The 16,095-nt window shown below is 62.8% G+C and carries 16 protein-coding genes; 15 read left to right on the top strand and 1 reads right to left on the bottom strand.

Annotated features, from left to right (window positions below):
• The first annotated feature begins 294 nt into the window (after positions 1–294).
• From AC5E6N_RS09390 to AC5E6N_RS09320, 15 genes are all read left to right on the top strand, one after another.
• Positions 295–1,923, top strand: coding sequence for an ABC transporter substrate-binding protein (locus tag AC5E6N_RS09390; RefSeq protein WP_491747578.1), 1,629 nt, complete (start codon positions 295–297; stop codon positions 1,921–1,923).
• Positions 1,920–2,960, top strand: a complete 1,041-nt coding sequence (locus AC5E6N_RS09385; protein ID WP_491747577.1) for an ABC transporter permease — start codon at positions 1,920–1,922, stop codon at positions 2,958–2,960. The genes AC5E6N_RS09390 and AC5E6N_RS09385 overlap by 4 nt, the downstream gene beginning before the upstream one ends.
• The gene (locus tag AC5E6N_RS09380; protein WP_491747576.1) at positions 2,960–3,802 is read left to right on the top strand and encodes an ABC transporter permease; all 843 of its coding nucleotides are present in this window, start codon (positions 2,960–2,962) and stop codon (positions 3,800–3,802) included. The genes AC5E6N_RS09385 and AC5E6N_RS09380 overlap by 1 nt, the downstream gene beginning before the upstream one ends.
• A complete protein-coding gene (locus AC5E6N_RS09375) occupies positions 3,802–4,791 on the top strand; it encodes an ABC transporter ATP-binding protein (protein WP_491747575.1) in 990 nt (329 codons plus the stop codon). Before AC5E6N_RS09380 ends, AC5E6N_RS09375 begins: the two co-directional genes overlap by 1 nt.
• 4 nt (positions 4,792–4,795) lie before the next feature.
• Positions 4,796–5,818, top strand: coding sequence for an ABC transporter ATP-binding protein (locus AC5E6N_RS09370; protein ID WP_491747574.1), 1,023 nt, complete (start codon positions 4,796–4,798; stop codon positions 5,816–5,818).
• A 2-nt stretch (positions 5,819–5,820) separates the two neighbouring features.
• Complete coding sequence (locus AC5E6N_RS09365) at positions 5,821–6,063, top strand: hypothetical protein (protein WP_491747573.1); 243 nt, start codon at positions 5,821–5,823, stop codon at positions 6,061–6,063.
• Entirely contained in the window at positions 6,038–7,504 is a 1,467-nt protein-coding gene (locus AC5E6N_RS09360; RefSeq protein ID WP_491747572.1) for an amidase, read from the top strand. Before AC5E6N_RS09365 ends, AC5E6N_RS09360 begins: the two co-directional genes overlap by 26 nt.
• Position 7,505: 1 nt before the next feature.
• Positions 7,506–7,721 (top strand): hypothetical protein, encoded by a 216-nt coding sequence (locus AC5E6N_RS09355; protein ID WP_491747571.1) that lies wholly within the window; start codon positions 7,506–7,508, stop codon positions 7,719–7,721.
• Positions 7,714–9,105 (top strand): amidase, encoded by a 1,392-nt coding sequence (locus tag AC5E6N_RS09350; protein WP_491747570.1) that lies wholly within the window; start codon positions 7,714–7,716, stop codon positions 9,103–9,105. The genes AC5E6N_RS09355 and AC5E6N_RS09350 overlap by 8 nt, the downstream gene beginning before the upstream one ends.
• Positions 9,106–9,323: 218 nt before the next feature.
• Positions 9,324–10,016, top strand: a complete 693-nt coding sequence (locus tag AC5E6N_RS09345) for a GntR family transcriptional regulator (RefSeq protein WP_491747569.1) — start codon at positions 9,324–9,326, stop codon at positions 10,014–10,016.
• A gap of 32 nt (positions 10,017–10,048) precedes the next feature.
• Positions 10,049–11,074 carry an amino acid ABC transporter substrate-binding protein gene (locus AC5E6N_RS09340; RefSeq protein WP_491747568.1) on the top strand — a complete coding sequence of 342 codons (1,026 nt, stop codon included), beginning with the start codon at positions 10,049–10,051 and terminating at the stop codon, positions 11,072–11,074.
• Between the two features lie 86 nt (positions 11,075–11,160).
• Positions 11,161–12,372 carry an amino acid ABC transporter permease gene (locus AC5E6N_RS09335; protein ID WP_491747567.1) on the top strand — a complete coding sequence of 404 codons (1,212 nt, stop codon included), beginning with the start codon at positions 11,161–11,163 and terminating at the stop codon, positions 12,370–12,372.
• Between the two features lie 4 nt (positions 12,373–12,376).
• Complete coding sequence (locus AC5E6N_RS09330) at positions 12,377–13,489, top strand: amino acid ABC transporter permease (protein WP_491747566.1); 1,113 nt, start codon at positions 12,377–12,379, stop codon at positions 13,487–13,489.
• A 32-nt stretch (positions 13,490–13,521) separates the two neighbouring features.
• On the top strand, positions 13,522–14,268 hold the full coding sequence (locus tag AC5E6N_RS09325; RefSeq protein ID WP_491747596.1) for an amino acid ABC transporter ATP-binding protein: 747 nt from the start codon (positions 13,522–13,524) through the stop codon (positions 14,266–14,268).
• 59 nt (positions 14,269–14,327) lie between these two features.
• Complete coding sequence (locus AC5E6N_RS09320; protein WP_491747565.1) at positions 14,328–15,545, top strand: aminotransferase class V-fold PLP-dependent enzyme; 1,218 nt, start codon at positions 14,328–14,330, stop codon at positions 15,543–15,545.
• Positions 15,546–15,627: 82 nt separating this feature from the next.
• Here AC5E6N_RS09320 and AC5E6N_RS09315 read toward each other — a convergent pair.
• The coding region (locus AC5E6N_RS09315; protein WP_491747564.1) for an Ldh family oxidoreductase at positions 15,628–16,095 on the bottom strand (468 nt) is incomplete at its 5' end.

Here is a 16,095-nt window from a genome sequence, read left to right as displayed (position 1 = left end):
ATTTTGGAGTTTTTCATCGAAATACATACCCAAATGGCGAGTTTCACTGCCAACGCTCTTGACGACATCAGCGTTTAATGAAATTTTTGTCAGACAAAAATTACGCTGGATAAATGGCGGTTGATCACATCGAGCGGCGTTCTTGTCGGAGGCGAAAGGGACCGGCGAGCCGCATATGTGTACGGCACCAGGGTCTGACGGACGAAGTGGACTCCGCAGGCTTGCAACCCCCAGGCTCCCGCGATGGCGGGTAAAAAAACAGGTGGGGAAACGATTATGAAGGGAGGCAAAGCAATGACCAAACCGAGTATTCAATTGAACCGCAGGTCGGTGATCAAAGGCATGACGGCGGGCGCAGCCATGCCGTTTGTCATGTGGCCATCGGGCCGCGCGCTTGGCAGCAGTGCGAAACATGGCGGCACGCTCACCACTGTGGCCTGGCCGGGTACGACCTTTATGAACTCGGCGATCACGACCTCCGGACCCGAGGCATTCCTGTCGCCCAAGATGTTCGACGGTCTGCTCGGCTATGACTTTGGAATGCAGGGCAAACCGGCTCTGGCGACAAGCTGGAACATATCCGAGGATGGCCTGCGCGTGACTTTCAACCTGCGGCCCAATGTCAAATGGCATGACGGGCAGCCGTTCACCGCGCGTGACGTGGCATTCACCTTCATGGAGGTCATCAAGGTGCACCACGGGCGCGGGCGCACGCTTTTTGCCGATCTGCTCGACGTCGAGACGCCCGATGATCTGACGGCGGTCTTTGTTTTGAAGCGGCCGGCACCGGCGATTATGAAGGCGCTTGACGGGCGTGAATCGCCGATCCTGCCAAGTCATCTCTATGCGGGCACGGATATCATGGAAAACCCGCACAATATCGATCCGGTCGGTACCGGCGCGTTTAAGTTTGTCAGCCACGAGCGCGGCGTCAGCGTCGTCCTGGAGCGAAATCCGGACTATTGGGACGGTGATCTGCCCTATCTCGACCGGATTATCGTGCAGTACATCTCCGATCCCTCGACGCGCACCGCCATGCTGGAAGCGGGGCAGGCCGACGTCGTCTTCCTCAATTTCCTGCCGGCGCTCGACACCCTGCGTCTCGCCGAAAAACCTGAATTCGCGATCGACCTGAAGGGTTATGAAACGTCGGTCAGCCAACAGCAGATGGACTTCAATCTCGAACGCCCGCTCCTTCAGGATGCGCGCGTGCGCCAAGCCATTGCGCACGCCGTTGATCGGGCCTGGATCGTCAAGAATGTATGGCACGGCTTCGGCGAACCCGGCGCGACACCGCTGCATCACGAGCAGGTGTCGTTCTACAATACCGACGGTGTTCCGGGCTATGAATTCAATCCAGGCAAGGCGGAGGCCCTGCTTGACGAGGCCGGGCACCCGCGTGGCGCCAACGGCGTGCGTTTCGAATTGACCATTGACCCGACGCCCTATGGCAACGAGTCGGTGATCGCGGCCGAGTATATGCGCGAGCAGATGCGGCAGATCGGAATCGATCTGAAGATCCGCACGCAGGACTATGCCGTGTTCATCAAACGGGTGTGGACTGATCGTGATTTTGATCTGTCTCTTTATACGGCCGCTATGGGCGCCGACCCGACAATCGGTGTTCAACGCTTCTACTGGTCCAAGAACTTCAAGCCGGGTGTGGCGTTCTCAAACGGATCAAGCTATTCAAATCCGAAAGTTGACGCCCTGTTGGAGGCTTCCCAGGTCGAACTCGATTTGGCGACCCGCCAGCAGCAGTTCCACGAGTTCCAGAAAATCGCCATGACGGAGCTTCCGACCCTGCCCATCGTCTCGACAACCCGCGCCACGATCGCTCATCGTAAGGTCAAGGACCATACGGTCGATGCGCTGGGTTCGCTGGGCAATCTCGCCCATTGTTGGCTTGACGAGAATGCATGAGTGACTTGACGACAGCCGCCGCAGCACGGGAACGCAGTGCCTTGCCGGGCCTGCGTTTCCTTCTGGGTCCTCTGCCTCGATACGTGTTGCGGCGGCTGAGCCAGGCGTTTTTGGTAATGCTGCTGGTCGTCGTCGGCAGCTTCGTTCTGGTCAAGATGGCGCCTGGCGACCTTGTTGATGTGCTCGCCGGCAACGCCGATATGACCGCCGATCAGATGGCGGCCCTGCGCGCGCGTTACGGGCTTGACCAGCCCATATGGCTGCAGTTGTTGCGGTACATGTATAGCCTCGCGACGCTGGATTTCGGCTATTCTCCGTTGAATGCCGCGCCGGTGCTGGACATCATTCTCGCCCGTTGGCCGGTCACCGCGCTGCTGGTTGCCTCGTCGGTGCTCATTTCCATGACCGTGGGTACCGTATTGGGCGTCGTCGCGGCGCGAAACGCCGGAAATCCCCTGGATTTGTCCATCTCGCTGCTGATGCTTTTGTTCTATGCGACGCCGACATTCATCATCGCCATCGGATTCATTCTCGTCTTCTCGGTTTTTTTGGGAATGATGCCCATCGCCGGTTTTTCGACCGTCGGCGCTGACTATACGGGATTGCGGTATGTCTGGGATGTCGTCACGCATTTGACGATGCCGGTTCTGGCTCTTTGTACTTTTTTCATCGCGATCTACGGGCGCATCGGTCGAGCCGCGATGCTCGAAGTGCTGACGCTTGACTACGTGCGTACCGCCCGTGCCAAGGGCTTGAGCGAGCGCCGGGTCATTTATGTCCACGCATTGCGCAACGCCATGCTGCCGCTGGTCACGATGGCTGGCCTTCAGGTCAGTTCCCTGGTTGGCGGAGCGGTGCTGATCGAGACCATCTTCGGCCTGCCCGGCATGGGCCGGACTGCCTTCGACGCCGTGTTTGAACGTGACACCAACCTGCTGCTCGGCGTTGTCTTCATCAGTTCGCTGAGCGTCGTGGTCGTCAATTTCGTCATAGATATCCTCTACATGGCGCTGGATCCGCGCGTGGAGCTGGCGTGATGTTCGGCGGCCAGTTCCTGCTGTGGCGTCTTGTCCGTCACCCGAGCGGACTGGTCGGGCTGACTCTGATCATGCTGGCCGTCGCGATGGCGGTCTTCGCCGATTGGTTCTACTCCTCAGGTCCATGGACCCTGGCCGGGCCACCGAGACTGTGGCCCGGTCAGGACCCGTCCTTTCCGCTGGGCACCGATTCGCTTGGACGCGACCTGGCGGCCGGGCTTTTCCACGGCGCTCGCGTGTCCCTTGCGGTTGGTATCGCCGCTGCGGCGGTGTCGGTTGTGATCGGCACTGTCGTCGGCGGTCTGAGCGGCTACTATGGCGGTTGGCTCGACGACGTTTTGATGCGGCTGACCGATGCGATGCAAACGATTCCGTCCTTTCTGTCGGCCATCGCCATTGTCGGCATTCTCGGGCCATCGCTGTCGACCATCATCTTTGCCATCGCCATCGTGTCCTGGCCGATGATCGCCAGGCTGGTCAGAGCGGAGTTCTTGCGGCTGCGCACCTATGATTTCGTGCAGTCATGCAAGATTATCGGCATGTCCGACATGCGCATTATCTTCGGACAGATCCTGCCGAACTGCATGGCGCCGATCATCGTCGCCTCTTCGGTGCTCGTGGCGACCGCGATCATCGTGGAGGCCAGCCTGTCCTTTTTGGGACTGGGCGATCCAAATGTGATGAGCTGGGGTACCATACTGGGCAATGGCCGGGCTGCCCTGCGCACGGCCTGGTACATGACAGCTATTCCGGCCGTGGCGCTGGTGGCGACCGTGCTGTCGCTCAATCTGGTTGGCGATGCGCTAAACGACGTGCTCAATCCGCGTCTGAAGGAGCGTTGATGGCTGGTCTCGTGACAGATGCCCCGCTGCTCAAAGTGCGTGATCTTGCGGTTCAGTACGGGAAAGGCGTGTCGCTGATGAAACAGGTCGGTTTCTCCGTGCAGCGCGGCGAGACCGTCGGCCTGGTCGGTGAATCGGGATGCGGCAAGTCACTCACCGCGCTTGCGGTGATGGGCCTGATGGCGCAAAATCTGCACATCAGCGAGGGCGGTATCGAGCTTGACGGTGTCGATCTCGTGCAGATGCCGGACGTCGACCTGCGCAAACTGCGCGGCGAGCGCATGGCGATGATCTTTCAGGAGCCGATGACCGCGCTTAACCCGGTGATGACCGTTGGCGCGCAGGTCGTCGAGGTGCTGAGGGCGCATCGCCGCATGACCCGGGCCGACGCCGCCCGCCGGGCTGTGGAACTGCTGGAACTTGTACGGCTTCCCGACGCGGCCGCGCGTTTCAGCGACTATCCGCACCGGCTTTCGGGCGGCATGCGCCAGCGCGTGGTCATCGCCATCGCCATCGCTTGCAGTCCCGCATTGCTGATCGCCGACGAACCGACGACCGCGCTGGACGTGACCGTACAGGCGCAGATCCTGAAATTGCTGAAGCGGCTCCAGAAAGACGCCAATCTTGGCCTGCTGTTCATCACCCATGATCTCGGCGTGGTGCGTCAAATTGCCGATCGGATCGTCGTCATGTATGCCGGCTCGGTGCTGGAGGAGGGGCCGGTCGATGCCGTGCTCGACAATCCCCGTCATCCTTATACGACAGGACTGCTCGCCGCCCGGCCGCACGGCAGCTTTATCGAAGATGGCCATCGGCTGGCCGACATAAAGGGGACGGTGCCGGCGCCGCACGCGCGGCCGGCGGGCTGCCCGTTCGAGCCGCGCTGCGTCAATGCCCGAATCGACTGCCGGCAAACTCCTCCGCCGCGCACGGCATTCAACGGCGACAGGGCGCTGCGGTGTTATTATCCTGCAGGCAGTTTGAACTGATCTGATGAGCCATGTCGTCGAGATAACCGACCTTAAGGTCTATCACCGCACGCCGCACGGACCCCTGCGCGCCGTGGATGGTGTCACCCTGCATGTCGACAGCGGCGAGACGCTGGGTCTTGTCGGTGAGTCAGGCTGTGGAAAATCGACGCTTGCACGCTGCATTGTGGGTATCAACCGTCCAAGCCAGGGTTCAGTCATGCTTGGCGGGCAGGGCTTCGGCGGCGGCCGGGCGGACCGGCTGGCCAGGGCGCGGGCTGTACAGATGGTGTTTCAGGACCCAAGCGGTTCGCTTAATCCCAGGCTGAAGGTCGGGCGGATCATTGCGGAACCGCTGCTTGTCCATCGTATTGGCTCAACCGTGGAACGGCGGGCCCGTGTCGAGGAAATCGCCGCGCAGGTCGGGCTGACGTCCCACCACCTGGACCGCTTCCCGCACGAGCTGTCAGGCGGGCAGCGGCAAAGGGTAAGTATCGCCCGGGCCCTGGCGCTGGAGCCCGGGCTGCTCGTCTGCGACGAAGCGGTATCGGCGCTTGATGTGTCGGTTCAGGCTCAGGTGCTCAACCTGCTTCTTGACCTGCAAGAGCGCCTCAATGTGGCGTTTCTGTTCATTTCGCACGACCTTTCAGTGGTGCGCTATGTCGCTCATCGCATCGCGGTGATGTATCTGGGCCGCATCGTGGAAATCGGGCTGGCGGGCGCGGTCTGGAAGCGACGCGCCCATCCTTATACCCGCGCACTCACCAATGCCATTCCCGACGAGCAGGTGCGGCGCGACAACGTCGAACTCCTGGAAGGTGATGTGCCGAGCCCGGTCAACCCGCCATCGGGCTGCTCGTTTAGAACGCGATGTCCATTTGCGCGCGCCAGATGCGCGCAAGAGGTGCCGCAATTGCGGGATCGCGGTGGCGGACTGTCGGTTGCCTGCCATTTCGCCGAGGAAATCGAGCAGGGCGGCGCGGCCGAGGCAGCCGGGTGGTCCGCGGCGGCGGGGGCTTCGCCCGCCGCCTCGCAGACGGGAACGTGACGATGGGTGGAAAGGGGCCGGAGACCGATCGGCAAGCGATCGTCGATTACATTCGTGCGTGGCACGGCATCGTGCCGCCGGACCCCGTCGCGCTCGCTTTCGCGGAAGACATCGCCAAGATAATCGCCGCGTTCGAAGCTCTCGAGCCGGCGCCGTTCGAGGGCGAGCCATCCGACTTCCTTGACGTTCTCGAGGCGTTTGCCGAGCGGAGGGCGGGACGTGACCCGGCAGCTTCCGGCAAGTAAGGGCGATGCAATGACGCTCACCGATGCGGTCCGCATGCTTGCAACGGGCGCCATCGACGCGGTCGGCCTGACCACCCGATGTCTGGACCGGATCGCGCGCGACGACGAAGCGGTCAACGCTTTCATCTGGCATGACCGGGAGGCGGCGTTGGCGCGTGCCGGATGGGCCGACGCGCAAAGGCGACAGAACGCGACGCCGCCGCCGCTGCTCGGCATTCCGATGGCTCACAAGGACATGTTCGATCTGGCCGGTCGGCCGTCCACCTGCGGTGCGGCGATCCGGCGGGACGAAAGACCCGACGGCCTGGCGACGGCGGTCGGTCGGCTCGAAGAGGCCGGCGCAATCACGCTGGGCGGGCTGAACATGTCCGAATTCGCGCAAGGCCCGGCCGGACACAATCGCCATTTCGGCGATTGCTGCAATCCTTGGAATCCGGCCTTCATCAGTGGCGGCTCGTCGTCCGGGTCGGGCGCGGCCGTCGCATCGGGCATGGTGCTGGCTTCTCTGGGATCCGACTCTGGCGGTTCAATCCGCATTCCGGCATCGTGCTGCGGGGTGACCGGTCTCAAACCCACCTATGGCCGGGTCAGCCGGTTCGGGGCGATGCCGCTTGCCTTCTCGGTCGACTGTATCGGACCGCTGGCGCGCAGCGCGCGCGACTGCGCCGCGGTGATGACGGCAATCTCCGGTCATGATCCGCGCGACAGGACAAGCAGCGCCGAGCCGGTGGACGACTACGCGGCCGCGCTTGACGGCGCAGCCTCGGGCGATCTGTCGGATTGCCGCATCGGGGTGCCGCGCAACGGCTTTTTCGACGATGTCGATACACCGGTCATGGACGGGTTCGAAACAGCGATGAAGGTTCTTTCAGGCCGCGGCGCGCAACTGCGGCCGGTCGATCTGCCGGTGATGGATGCGGTTGCCGCTTACTCGGCGGTCGTCAGCCGGGTCGAACTGGCGAGCTTTCATAAGCCCTGGATGCGCAGCCGGCCCGGCGACTACGGGACAAGCGTCAGCGCGCGCATGTATCCCGCTTACGCGGTTCCCGGGGTCCACTATGTCGAGGCGCTACGCCGTCGCGGAGCGGTGTTGCGTGCCTTTGCCGGCGACGTGTTCGGCAAGGTCGACCTGATCGCCGCCCCCACCATGGCCAAGGCCGTTCCGACGCGCGCGCAAACCGACGTCGAAAGCGGGCAGCCCGGCGTGGTGGCCAGGTTTCTGTCGCTGTCGGCCAACACGCGGGCGTTCAGCTATCTGGGCCTGCCGGCGATCAGCTTCCCGTGCGGTTTCGACGGCAACGGCTTGCCGATCGGCCTGCAACTCGCCGGGCGGCCGTTTGCCGAAACCCGCCTGTTGCAGGCGGCCGACGCATATCAGCGCGATATGGACTGGCACCGTATGGCGCCGCCATTGCGTGGACTTGAAAAGAAAGAGGCATGAAATGGAGCGCGAGCATAAGCGTGGCTTTGTGGCCGGGTTTCAGCGGGCGGGATTGGCCCTGCCGACCGAGCGCCTCGACCTGATGGTGCAGGCGTATGCGGGCTATCGCGCGCTTGCAGCGCGTCTCGACGTGCCGATGGGTTACGATGATGAGCCGGCGGGACTGTATTGGCCGACTGACGATTGCAACGCCGACGGGGCTGGCCAGGATGGCTGATGCCGTTCCCACGCTGGCCGAGGCATCGCGCTCGATCGCGACGGGGTCGCTGTCGCCGGTTGAACTCACCCAAGCGGCACTGGCGCGTGCCGAGGCGCTCGACCCCCGGCTTCACGCCTTTATAACCCTGCTGCCCGAACGCGCTCTGGCCGCGGCGCGCAATGCCGAGGCGGAACTGGCCAGAGGTGAGCGCCGTGGTCCGCTGCACGGAATCCCGTACGCACTCAAGGACATTATCGATGTGGCCGGTGTTGCGACCACCGCGCATTCACGATTGCTCCGCGACAATATCGCGGGCGCCAATGCCGATGTGACCACGCGGCTCGAAAACGCCGGCATGGTGCTGATCGGCAAGACGTCGCTGCATGAATTCGCGCGCGGCGGACCTGGCGACGCGTTGCCCTGGCCCAATGCACGCAATCCGTGGGATGCGGATCATTCGTGCGGCGGATCGAGCTCCGGCTCGGCTGTGGCCGTGGCCGCCGGCATGGTGGGCCTTGCGATCGGCACCGATACGGGCGGCTCGGTGCGCTTTCCCGCCGCGTGCACGGGCATCGTCGGGCTGAAGCCCACCTATGGCTGTGTCAGCCGGCGCGGCGTCATACCTTTGAGCTTCAGTCTCGATCATGTCGGCACGTTGACGCGCACGGTCGCCGATAGTGCGTTGGCGCTTGCCGCGCTGGCTGAGCATGACAGCCGCGATGCCGGTTTCGCGGCGGCCGGGTGCGTCGACGACCTGTCCGCCCTTGAAGCGCCGGTTGCCGGCATGCGGATCGGTGCGGCGCGTGCCTATAATGCCGAGTCGGCCATCGACGACGAGCAGCAGGAAGCGGTCGAGCGGGCTGCTTTTGTCCTTTCGGAGCTGGGCGCGCAAGTTGACGATGTGACGTTGCCGCCCCGCGATCTCTACGATGCGGCAACATGGACGATCATTCTGGCGGAGGGGTTCTCGGTTCATCAGCAGGACTTGCAGCAGCGTGCCGACCAATACGGGCGCACCGCGCGCGAGCGCCTGAGCATCGGCGCTCTCGTCACGGCCGCCGACTACGTTCGAGCGCAACGTCTGCGCAAGCTCCTGATCGCCGAGACCGACAATGCGCTCGCGGGCTTCGACGCCATGCTGTGCGCCGGCGCGGTCAGCGCGCCGCCGAGGCTCGATCAGATCGATGACGGCCCATGGCGCAAGAGGCATCCGATCACCGCTCCCTTCAATTTGACGGGACATCCGGCGCTTGCCGTGCCTGCCGGCGCAGCCGTTGACGGATTGCCCTTGTCGGTGCAGCTGGTCGGCAAGCGCTTCGACGAGACGACGCTGCTGCGTATCGGCCATGCGCTTGAGCGATCGGTGACGTGGGGCGATTCTCAGCCGCCCTGGGCGCGTTGACGCCGCAGCGTGGCAGCAGACAGCCATTGACGCCGAACGAACAGGCAAGGCGCAACAGCGCCGGTGAAACGGACCTTCTGGGTGCTGCGGGCCCGCCACCGGGCACTTGTCCGGCAAGGCTCTCTCTTATTCGATAGGGTGCTTACACTTCTCGTGCGTTCAGACGAGCGTAAAGGGCTATTGACAAACTTCTGGTATGGTGCTGGTATACCAGTGTCATGCCAAGTGATGAGAACTCGGAAAAGAACAAAGCCTACGCTGGCGTCCTCGATGCCATCTTGAGCGGTGCGTTCGCGAGCGATGTGCCCCTGTCGGAGCGTAAACTGTCTGAAAGCCTCGGGATCGGCCGGACGCCGGTGCGTGAGGCGATCAAGGATCTGGCGCGCGAGGGCGTCCTGGAAGCACATCCGACACGCGGCACCTTCGTGCGCCCGTTGACGCTGCGCGATGTCCAGGAGATCTACCAGGTCCGCTACGCGATCGAGGGGCTGGCGGCTTTCCTGGCGGCCGAGCGCGGCCCGACGCCGAAACTGTCGGATTACGGCCAGAGGTTCCGGGACGTGATCGCCGACCCGTCGCGGGCAAGCGTTGCCGAGGTCTACGATCATGGCGCCGAGTTTCACCTGGAAGTCTTCCGTTGTGCCGGGAACCGCAATCTCCTGGAGATCTACCGGCCGATCCGCCTGCGCTTTCGCATCGCCCTTGGCATGCCGCGCCACCATCAGCCCGATCGCGTCTTCGAATCCGTTCGCGAGCATCTGGAAATTCTCGAAGCGATCGAAGCAGGCGACGGCGAGCAGGCGCAGAAACTGATGTGCGATCATCTGCACAAGGGTCTCGAAGTGCGCACGCGCCTGTTCCAAAGCCGCAGCGACTACGCCCCAACCGCCGTTCCAAGGACGAATGCGTGATTGCTCACGACACAAAAGGGAGAGTGAAAGTCATGAAAAAAACAGCGACAGCGATTGCAGCGATCGCCTTGATCGCGGCGAGCGGAGCCGACAGCGCCATCGCCGGACCGACGGTCGACGCCGTCAAGGAGCGGGGCGCCGTGATCTGCGGCGTCAACGGAAACCGCGCGGGGTTCTCGGCACTCGACAGCAAGGGCGAATGGGCCGGTATGGACGTCGATACGTGCAGGGCGATCGCCGCGGCCGTCCTCGGCGACGCAAGCAAGGTGCAGTTCGTGAAAACGACGTCGCAGACACGGTTCACCGCCCTTCAGACCGGCGAAATCGACGTCCTGACCCGCAACGTCACCTGGACACTCAGCCGCGACGCCAAGCTCGGCATCGATTTCGTTGCCCCGATCTTCTACGACGGACAGGGCTTCATGGTGCACAAGGATACCGGCGTTCAGTCCGTCGAGGATCTGGGCGGCGCCACCGTTTGCGTTCTGCCGGGATCGACCTCGGAAAAGGTGACCGCCGACGTCTTCAAGGCCAACGGCCTCGATTACACACCGGTGGTCATCGAGAGCAAAAAGGAACTCAACACCGCGTTCTTCGGCGGCCGCTGCGACGTGCATGTGCAGTCGACCTCGGGCCTGAGCTCGGCCCGCGCCACCGTGGCCTCCAACCCGGCCGATTACATCATTCTGGACGGGGTTTACGGCAAGGACCCGATGGGCCCGGCGGTCCGCCAGGGCGATGCCCAATGGCGCGACATCGTGGCGTGGTCCATATACGCCATGATGACGGCGGAAGAACTGGGCGTAACGTCCGCCAATGTCGAAGCTATGAAAAGCTCCGATGACGCGGAAACAACCCGGCTGCTCGGTGCTGCCGGCGATTTGGGCGAGACCCTCGGCCTCGACAACGAATGGGCCTATCGCATCATCAAGCAGGTCGGCAATTATGGCGAGGTGTTCGACCGCAATGTGGGCGACGGCTCGCCGCTGAAGCTTTCGCGCGGCATCAATGCGCTGTGGACGGATGGCGGCCTGCTCTATTCGCCGCCCTTCAAGTAAGACGCGACAGGCCGCCCGCGCGTCGGGCGCGTGCGGCCGTCGTTTTCCCGCACACAATCGCCGGATAAGCGGCCGAACGCACCATCATGGCTGAAACGCTGAACACAATGTCCAACGACGCGACAAAGCCCAAGCGCCCGTCATTCGGGCCCGCTGAGATCTGGCACAATGTCGGCTTCCGCAATCTGGTCTACCAGGTCGCCGTCGTCGGCTCGATCCTGGGCCTCGCCGTGTTCATGGTATCCAACGCGCAGGACGCGATGGAAAAGCGCGGCATTGCGACGGGCTTCGGCTTCCTGTTCCAGGAGGCCGGCTTCGATATCGGCGAGGGACTGATCACCTTCAAATCCACCGACAGTTTTCTTCGTGCCTATGGGACGGCGGTTCTCAATACGCTTAAGGTGTCGCTCCTCGGCATTGTTTTCGCGACAGTCCTGGGCGTCGTGCTCGGCATCGCGCGACTGTCGTCGAATATTCTGATTTCCAGACTTTCATCCACCTATGTCGAGGTGTTCCGGAACACGCCGCAACTGGTGCAGATCATCTTCTGGTACACGATCATTACCCGACTGCCGCCGCCCAAACAGGCGCTGAACCTGCTGGACACCGCGTTTTTGACAAATCGCGGCTTCATCGTTCCCTGGCCGGCGGACGATCCGGCATATCTGTGGATGCTGCTTGCCTTCCTCACAGCCTGTGTCGCGGCCGTCCTGCTGTCGCGATGGGCGGATGCACGGCGGCGCGCGACCGGACGGCGCGTCCGGGTCTTCTGGCTGAACATCGCACTCATCGTTGCCGCGCCACTGCTCGCCTGGACACTGTCCGGCGCCCCGACCGAAGTCTCCGTTCCCGAATTGAAAGGGTTCAACTTCGTTGGCGGTGTGACGATGTCGCCGGAGTTTCTGGCGCTTCTCCTGGGGCTGTCTCTCTATATCGCGGCCTTCATTGCGGAGATTGTCCGCTCGGGGATTCAGTCTGTCGGCAAGGGCCAGATCGAAGCCGCGCGCGCCATCAACCTGGCGCCTGGCGATACGTATCGAAAGGTCATTTTGCCTCAGGCGCTCCGGGTCATGGTGCCGCCGGCCGGCTCGCAATATGTCAGCCTGGTCAAGAACAGCTCGCTTGGGGTCGCCATCGGCTATCCGGAACTCTTCAACGTCAACAATACGATCATCACGCTGAGCGGCCACACGGTCGAGGCGATCGGCATGATGATGGCGATCTACCTGTCCATCGCCTTTGCCATCGCCGCGGTCGTCAATCTCTACAACCGCGCCGTCCAGATCAAGGAGCGGTGAGGGGATGAGCACGGCCATATCCTTCGCGACACCGAAATCGACGCCAAGGCGCGCGCCGCCGGCGCTTGAAACGGGTGTTCTCCTGTGGTTGCGGAAGAATCTGTTCAGCAGCATCTACAACACCGTGCTTACGGGCCTGGCGCTGTGGGCGCTGTTCGTGACCATTCCCGATTTTCTTGCCTGGGCGTTCATCGACGCGGTCTGGCGTACCGACGATCCGCAGGCGTGCCGGGACGCGGCGGGCGCCTGCTGGGCCGTGATTGCTGAAAAGCACCGGGTGATGCTCTTCGGCACGTTCCCCTATGAGGAGCATTGGCGCGGTGTCCTGGCCATCGTCCTGATCGTGGGAATGGCGATCCTCTCGGCTTTCAGACGATTCTGGTCCTACTGGCTTTTCGTCGTTTGGCTCGGCGTTACCGCCGCGGTTCTCGTTCTGCTGCTCGGCGGCGTGTGCGGGCTGACACCGACCGGAACCCATCAATGGGGCGGACTGCCGCTGACCCTTCTCATGTTCGTCGGCACGGTTGTCGGCGGCATGCCGCTGGCAATCTTCCTGGCACTGGGGCGCCGCTCGCGGCTTCCGGCAATCAAGGCCATCTGCGTCGGCTTCATCGAAATCGTGCGCGGCGTTCCGCTGATTACGGTGCTGTTCATGGCGTCGCTGATGTTCCCGCTGTTCATGCCGGAGGGCCTGACCATCGACAAGTTCCTGCGGGCGCAGATCGGCATGATCCTGTTCTTTGCCGCCTATGCGGCGGAGATCGTGCGCGGCGGCCTTCAGGCGATCCCCCGCGGCCAATACGAGGCGGCCGATACGATCGGGCTCAGTTACTGGCAGAAGACCAGCCGCATCATCCTGCCACAGGCGCTGCGGATCGTCTTGCCGGCTCTGATGAACGACATCATCCGCGCGTTCAAGAACACGACTTTCGTGTCGATCATCGGCCTGTTCGATGTCCTGGGCGCAACGGCCACCGCGCTTGAGGACCCGCTTTGGGTCCTGTTCGCGCTGGAAGCCTACACATTTATCTTCGTGCTCTATTTCGTGTTCTGCTTCTCCATGTCGAAATACTCGGAATATATCGAAGGTGATCTGAAGAAGGGACGGAACCTGTGACGGAGATCGAACACACCTGCGCCGACACGGCGATGCACGGTGCCGGCGAGGCCATCGTTAAACTGCGTGACGTGAACAAATGGTACGGCGAGTTTCATGCGCTCCGCGATGTCAATCTGGCGGTCGGCCGTGGCGAGAAGGTCGTCGTCTGCGGCCCGTCCGGCTCCGGCAAATCGACCATGATCCGCTGCATCAACCGGCTTGAGGAGCATCAGGAGGGCGACATTGTCGTCGACGGCGTGGAACTGGTTCCCGATCTTCGCAAGATCGAGGCGATCCGCCGCCAGGTCGGCATGGTGTTCCAGAATTTCAACCTGTTTCCCCACCTGACCGTCATGGACAATCTGACACTCGGACCGGTGCTGGTCCAGCAGACCGGCAAGGACGAGGCCGAAGCCGCCGCGATGGAGCTGCTCAAGCGTGTGAAGATCCCCGAACAGGCCTGGAAGTATCCGGGCCAGCTTTCGGGCGGCCAGCAACAGCGGGTCGCCATCGCCCGGGCGCTGATGCTGAAACCGAAGATCATGTTGTTCGACGAACCGACCTCGGCGCTCGATCCGGAGATGATCCATGAAGTGCTGGATGTCATGATCGAACTGGCGAAAGAAGGCATGACCATGATTTGCGTCACCCACGAGATGGGATTTGCGCGCGAGGTCGCCGACCTGGTCGTTTTCATGGACGGGGGAGAAGTCGTCGAAGCGGCGGAGCCCGGGCGCTTCTTCTCAGCACCTGAGAACGAACGAACCAAACTGTTCCTCAGTCAGGTTCTGCACTGAGCGATACCTCAAAGCGTCGCTCCGACGTTCAACCAGTCGTCAAGGGATATTGAAACGCAATGACAAGTGACGCCGCACCGGCCCGGATCGAAACCGGACCTTTCGAACGCTTTCGGCAGGGCTTCCCGGCGCTCAAGCGAAAGACCTATCTGTCGGTGTGCGACAAGATGATCCTGCATGACGATGTCAGGGCTGCCGTCGATCGGTTTATGGACCACTTGGCCGAGGCCTCGGCCAACCGGGCGGATCATGAGTTGATGGTGGTCAGCTCACGCCGGAAATTTGCGCGGCTGATGAATGTCGACGCCCCGACCGTCGCAGCGGTCCGCAACGTGTCCGATGGTGTCAACACGATCGCCTGGGCGCTGCCCATGGCCAGTGGCGACAACGTCGTTGTTTGTGTCAACGCCGAGCATCCCAACAACATCTATCCCTGGCTGCGGCTGAAGCGGCGGGGCAACGAAATCCGGCTCGTCGGCCACATGCCCGACGGCTCGCTCGACATCGACGCGATGATCGACGCGATCGACGATCGTACGCGGATTGTCACCTGTGCATCGGTCACATTCGCCCCGGGTCACCGCACCGACCTCGTCAAGCTTGGCGACGTCTGCCGGAAGAGGGATGTGTTTCTGCTCGTCGACGGGGTCCAGTCCGCCGGTGTCCTGGCGCACGATCTGTCCGACCTGCCGGTTGACGGATTCGCGACCTCCACGTCGAAGGGATTGCTTGGGCTTTATGGTTACGGGTTCCTTTATGTCTCGCCGAACTGGATCGACCGGCTGGAGCCGGCCTATCTGTCGCGCCCGGCGGTGGCGATGACCACCGATGACCACTCCGTGATGGGCGGGCTCGACTATGCCTATCAGTCCGACAGCCGGCGCTTCGAGGTCGGCAGCTACAATCTTGCCGGCGCCTATGCCGCCGACGTCTCCCTTGACCTCCTGCTCGAACTCGGGAGTGAGGAGATTGAAAGCCGTGTACTCGAACTCTCCACCGCGCTGAATGAAGGCATCGCGGCGCTCGGCCTCTCACCGGCGGTGCCCGCAAGCGGTCCGCAGCAATCCCACATCGTTACCGCCGGCGCACTTGACGCAGGCGGTCACGGGTTTTCGACCGATCCGACGATCGCGCCCCTGTCGAAGCGCCTGGAGGACGCACAGGTGATACACACGATCCGGCGCGGACAGTTGCGCTTCGCGGTGCATGCCTACAACACGATGGACGACATCAGACACACGATCGACGTGATGGCACAGGCGCTCAGGGACGGATAGTTACGCAGCTCGCTGCACTGCCCGCCGCTTTGTGTCCGACCCCGTAAAACGCCCGGTCTGTTTGCGCCACGTCGGGCATCGGTTATGTGGGCGTGACCTGCAGTGGCGGAAGCGCAAACTCTTTTGCGATATTGGAAAATGCCCGCGCCGAAACCTGATCGAGCAGCACGCCGTGTTTGCGCCGCCGCGCGGCTTCGTCCCACTCCCGGTCACCCGGGGCCATCACTCTGGCGCTGTCGGCGGGATGGGACGCCCTGATCCTGTTCAGATACCGGCCCATGATCTGCGTGAAAACGTCGAGACCGAGAAAGGCGGCCGGGTCCAAAGCCATGACGAAGGCGCCAAGGCGGCGAGGGGTGGACATGTCGTCCGAAACCATCGGCGCCAGTTCCACACTCAGGGGGGCGTCACTGAAAGCGCTGCTGAAAATCTCCGCCAGACCTGCCAGCCCGGCTCCCTTGTAGCCGTATTCCGGACCGCCGAGGGGAGCCAGCATCGCTGCGTCATGCGGATCGGTGGTATCCTGGCCCTTCTGGTCCGATGCGACGCC

Source organism: Hoeflea sp. (assembly GCF_984452065.1).
Note: the sequence above shows the minus strand (reverse complement) of the source record. Positions and strands in the feature narration are given on the sequence as shown.